Source organism: Streptomyces sp. MB09-02B (genome assembly GCF_033794485.1).
GTDB lineage: Bacteria > Actinomycetota > Actinomycetes > Streptomycetales > Streptomycetaceae > Streptomyces.
In genome coordinates, this window is record NZ_JARGEE010000568.1 from 1 (window position 1) to 4,869 (window position 4,869).

Annotated in this window: 5 protein-coding genes; 2 read left to right on the forward strand and 3 right to left on the reverse strand. The window is 72.2% G+C overall.

Going from position 1 to position 4,869, the window contains the following annotated elements:
- Positions 1-94: 94 nt before the first annotated feature.
- Positions 95-832: a GntR family transcriptional regulator gene (locus P1P70_RS40765; protein ID WP_319246961.1), complete on the reverse strand. Its 738-nt coding sequence runs from the start codon at positions 830-832 to the stop codon at positions 95-97.
- 129 nt (positions 833-961) lie between these two features.
- On the opposite strand from P1P70_RS40765, the gene P1P70_RS40770 reads away from it, so the two are divergent.
- A complete protein-coding gene (locus tag P1P70_RS40770) occupies positions 962-1,972 on the forward strand; it encodes a Gfo/Idh/MocA family oxidoreductase (RefSeq protein WP_319246954.1) in 1,011 nt (336 codons plus the stop codon).
- Positions 1,973-2,140: 168 nt separating this feature from the next.
- Here P1P70_RS40770 and P1P70_RS40775 read toward each other — a convergent pair whose 3' ends face one another.
- The gene (locus tag P1P70_RS40775; RefSeq protein ID WP_319246956.1) at positions 2,141-2,818 is read right to left on the reverse strand and encodes a response regulator transcription factor; all 678 of its coding nucleotides are present in this window, start codon (positions 2,816-2,818) and stop codon (positions 2,141-2,143) included.
- A 124-nt stretch (positions 2,819-2,942) separates the two neighbouring features.
- Between P1P70_RS40775 and P1P70_RS40780 the strand changes: the two genes are divergently transcribed.
- Positions 2,943-3,971: an aldo/keto reductase gene (locus P1P70_RS40780; RefSeq protein ID WP_319246957.1), complete on the forward strand. Its 1,029-nt coding sequence runs from the start codon at positions 2,943-2,945 to the stop codon at positions 3,969-3,971.
- 25 nt (positions 3,972-3,996) lie between these two features.
- Here P1P70_RS40780 and P1P70_RS40785 read toward each other — a convergent pair.
- On the reverse strand, positions 3,997-4,869 hold an 873-nt coding region (locus P1P70_RS40785; RefSeq protein ID WP_319246959.1), incomplete at its 5' end, for a hypothetical protein.

The following is a 4,869-nucleotide window of genomic DNA, read 5'->3' on the forward strand; positions in this document are numbered from 1 at the left end:
CTACCGGGCCTCGCGCTACTCGTTCGACTTCCAATTGCTGGTGAGGACGTAGGAGCTGTGAAAGCAGGGGCTGCGCCCCGTGCTTTCACGGCTCCTACGTCCTCACCAGCAATTGGAAGTCGAACGAGTAGCGCGAGGCCCGGTAGACGTGGGTCCCGTATTCGACCGCTCGGCCCGTGTCGTCGAAGGTGGTGCGCTGCATGGTGAGGAGGGGCGCGCTCTCCGGCTCGCCGAGGCGGTCGGCCTCCTCCGGTGTGGCCGCTCTCGCGCCGATGGTCTGGCGGGCGCTGTGGAGGGTGATGCCGGCGGTCCGCATGAGGCGGTAGAGACCGGTCGCTTCGAGCTGCGGGGAGTCGAGGTCGAGCAGATCGGTGGGGAGGTAGTTGCAGAGGTAGGCCATGGGTTCGCCGTGGGCCAGACGGAGTCGCTCGATGCGGTGGACTTCGCTGCCCTCCACGACGGCCAGGGCGGCGGCGACCTCGGCGGAGGCGGCGACGGTGGTGTTGACCAGGACACGGGTGGCCGGGCGCTGGCCCGCGGCCTCCAGATCGTCGTAGAGGCTGCTGAGCTCCAGGGGGCGTTTGACCTGGCTGTGCACGACCTGGGTGCCCACACCGCGGCGGCGTACGAGCAGTCCCTTGTCGACCAGGGACTGGATGGCCTGGCGGACGGTCGGGCGGGACAGGCCCAGGCGGGCGGCCAGCTCGATCTCGTTGCCGAGCAGACTGCCCGGCGTCAGCTCGCCGTGCTCGATCGCGGCCTCCAGCTGCTGGGACAGCTGGAAGTAGAGCGGGACCGGGCTGCTGCGGTCGACGCTGAGCTGGAGCGACACGGTCGGATCCACTTCTGGTTTCGGCACGGGCCGAGCGTAACCGCGGTCCCGGGCGACGGGAAGCCGCGTGGTTCGGTTGTCCGGACAAACCATTGACACGGCGGCAGGTACGACCCCACTTTGTTTCCCATGCGCATCGGACTCATCGGGGCGGGTCGCATCGGGACGTTCCACGCGACCACCCTCAGCCGCCACCGCGATGTCGGCTCTCTGATCATCACCGACGTAGACCCGGCTCGGGCCCATGACCTCGCGGATCGCCTCGGCGAGACGGTGGCGCCGGGCGTGGACGAGATCTTCACCTGGGGCGTGGACGCCGTGGTGATAACGGCCGCGACGTCGGCCCACGGCGAACTGATCGGTCGGGCAGCACGCTCGGGGCTGCCCGTCTTCTGTGAGAAACCCGTCGCCGTCGACCTGCCGGGCACCTTAAGCGCGCTGACCGAGGTCGACGCGGCCGGGACGGTGCTGCAGATGGGTTTCCAGCGGCGCTTCGACTCGGGCTACGTCACGGCGCGGGAGGCGGTGCGCGCGGGCCGGCTCGGGCGGCTGCACACCGTACGGGCGCTGACGGCCGATCAGACGCCGCCGCCGGCGGGCTATCTGCCGATCTCGGGCGGCATCTACCGGGACACCTTGATCCACGACTTCGACATCGTGCGGTGGGTCACCGGGCGCGAGGTCGCCTCCGTGTACGCCACCGGGTCGGACGCCGGGCACCCGATGTTCCGGGAGGCGCACGATCTCGACACGGCGGCGGCGCTGCTCACCCTGGAGGACGGCACGCTCGTGACGGCCACGGCTGCGCGGGTGAACGGCGCCGGGTACGACGTGCGGCTGGAGCTGGCCGGGGAGCTGGACACGGTGGTGGTCGGGCTGGACGACCGTACGCCGGTGGCGTCCACGGAGCCGAGCGGGCCGCCGCCCGCGGACAAGCCGTGGACCGGCTTCCTGGAACGGTTCGCCGCCGCGTACGAGGCCGAGATCGCCGCGTTCGTGGAGGTGGTGCGCGGGGAGCGGGCGAACCCGTGCGACGGCCGTGAGGCACTGCAGGCCCTGCGGGTGGCGGAGGCGTGCGAGCTGTCCCGGCGGGAGCACCGGCCGGTCAACCTGGGCGAGATCCCGGGGGGTCGGGAGTAGGCGTCCGTGTTCGGCTAAGGATCAGGCCGCCGCGCCCCTGGAAGAGCAGGGGCGCGGCCCCGCTTTTCCAGGGGCGCGGGAACTGCGCGAGAAGCCCCACCGGACGGACGTCCGGGGGTAGCGCCCGTCGTCTCAGGCATGCCCGCCGTCCCAGGAGCGCCCGTGGTCTCACTCATAGTGCCCGTCGTCCTCCAGCAGGCCCGCGTCGTAGGTCAACAGGGCGATCTGCACACGGTTGTTGAGGCCGAGCTTGGCGAGGACGCGGGAGACATGGGTCTTGACCGTGGCGACGCTCATGAAGAGTTCGGCGGCGATCTCGGCGTTGGAGGCGCCACGGCCGACGGCCACGGCGACCTCGCGCTCCCGGTCGTTGAGGGCGGCGACCCGGGAACGGGCGGTGGTGCGCCGGGTGTCGGGGGCACTCCCCGCGGCGTGCGCCATGAGCCGGCGGGTGACGGCGGGCGAGAGCACGGGGTCACCGGCCGCCACCCGCCGTACCGCCTCGACGATCTCGGTGGGCGCGGTGTCCTTGAGGACGAAGCCGGCCGCGCCGGCCCGCAGGGCGCGCAGGACCTGGTCGTCGGCGTGGAAGGTGGTGAGGACGACGACCTCGGGCGCGTCCGGGCGGCCACGGAGGAGCTCGGTGGCGGCGAGACCGTCGACGGTCGGCATCCGGATGTCCATGAGGACGACGTCGGGGTGTGTGCGGTCGACGAGGGCCTCCACCTCGTCGCCGTCGGCGCCCTCGCCGACGATCTCGATGTCGTCGGCGCCGCCCAGCATGAGGGAGAGGCCGGTACGCACGAGGGGGTCGTCGTCGACGAGGAGCAGTCGGATCGCGGTCATCGGCCCACCGTTCGGATGTCGGTCATGGAGCACTACCGTAGGGCGCTTCGCCCGGACCACCGCGTCGCCGCGGTCCGACCCGTTAGTGTCGGCCGGTACGGCATTCAACTGACGGAGGTTTTGGGTGCGTTACCGACTCCTGGGCCGGTCGGGGCTGCGCGTCTCCGAGCTGTTCCTGGGCGCCATGACGTTCGGGGAGCAGGGCGGGGTGGGGGCTCCCCCGGAGGAGTGCGCGCGGATCCTCGACGTGTACGCGGAGGCCGGCGGCAATGTGATCGACACGGCGGTCAACTACCGGGGCGGGGAGAGCGAGCGGATCGTCGGTGAGCTGCTCAAGGGGCGGCGCGACCGGTTCGTGCTGTCCACCAAGTACACCGTGTCCCGGGACGGCGCCGACCCCAACGCCGCCGGCAACCACCGCAAGAACCTCGCGCTGTCCCTGGAGACGAGTCTGCGGCGCCTGGGGACGGACTACATCGACCTCTACTGGGTGCACATCTGGGACCGCAACACCCCGGTCGAGGAGACGATGCGCGCCCTGGACGACGCCGTGCGGTCCGGGAAGGTGCTGTACGTCGGCATCTCGGACGCCCCGGCGTGGGTGGTGGCACGCGCCAACACCCTGGCCGAATGGCGGGGTTGGTCGCCGCTGTCGGCGCTGCAGGTGCCGTACAGCCTGCTCAACCGGGACATCGAGCGGGAGCTGCTGCCGATGGCGGAGGCGTTCGGGATGTCGGTCGCGGCGTGGAGCCCGTTGCAGAACGGCGTGCTGTCCGGCAAGTACACCCGCCCGGGAGGGGTGACGCCGGGCACCGCGACCCGGCTGTCGGCCGAGGCGATCGGCGTGCGCGAGCGTGCGGTGGCGGAGGCCGTGCAGAGTGCCGCGGACGAACTCGGCGCCACCCCGGCCCAGGTGGCCATCGCCTGGACCATGGCCCACTCCCCCGCCGTGCACCCCGTCCTGGGCGCCCGCCGGGTCGAACAGCTGATGGACAACCTGGGAGCCGCCCGACTGGTCCTCCCGGAGGAGGTCCTGGCCCGGCTGGAGGAAACCACCGACTTCCGGCTGGGCTTCCCCGGGGACTTCATCGACGAGGCGTCGGCGTGGGTGTACGGGTCGGTGGGGCAGCGCGTGGTGCCGCGTACGGCTTGACCCGGGCCGCGCCGGGGGCCGTCCGTCAGGCGCGCAGTCGCACGCCGTGGCGGGTGCGCAGCCGGCGTATCTCCCAGCACGCGACGGCCGTCACCGAGGCCGGGCCGCCGACGAGGGCGGCGAGCTGGACCAGGGGCGGGCCCGGCGGCAGTCCGCCGACGGCCAGGTTGATGGCGGAGAACTCCCACACCAGGGCGCCGGTGAGCAGTGCGGGGAGCGCGGGGTGCACATCGACGGTGTTGAACGCACTGCGGACGGCGGGACCGGTGGCGAACACGATGAAGAGCAGCACCCAGAGCAGCGGGACGAGGAGGGCGAGGGGCACCCACAGGTTCCTGTCCGGTGCCAGGTGGACGCGGGAGTAGTAGATCGCCCCGCCGAGGAGCGGGACCGCCGTGAAGGCGCCGACGTACCACAGGGCGGACTTCCCGGCGGTGCGCAGCGGTGCGCGCATGGCGCGGCGCGCGCCCGGCGACGACCAGCGGAACAGGGCCGCGACGACGACGGGCGCGCTCAGGAGCAGCAGCCAGGGGCTGATGGTCAGCCGCATCATGAACTGCTGCTGTGCCTGGTCGACGTCCTCGGGCCTGCCGTACACCGCCAGGATCAGCAGCGACATGACGGTGGCCGTCCAGGCGCGCCTGCGCTGCACCCGGGTCACGTCGTCCTCCAGGGGACGGTGGCGGGAGCGGGAGGGGAAGATCCGCCGGGCGGGGCGGCGGGCCGAGCGGGCGAGTGGGTAGCCCACCAGCAGACCGACCACCATCGGCCAGGCGCACATCGCGGCCAGCGCCCAGATGCAGCCGTGCACCCGGAGTCCCTTGAGGAACTCCCCGAGCGGCGGCCATTCGTCCTCCCGCAACCGCCGCACGAGGGTGGGCGGCGGGCCGTACGGGGG

Excerpts from the sequence above, each read along its gene's own strand:
- P1P70_RS40770 (WP_319246954.1), top strand. The coding sequence starts at position 962 with ATGCGCATCGGACTCATCGGGGCGGGTCGCATCGGGACGTTCCACGCG.
- P1P70_RS40775 (WP_319246956.1), bottom strand. The coding sequence starts at position 2,818 with ATGACCGCGATCCGACTGCTCCTCGTCGACGACGACCCCCTCGTGCGT.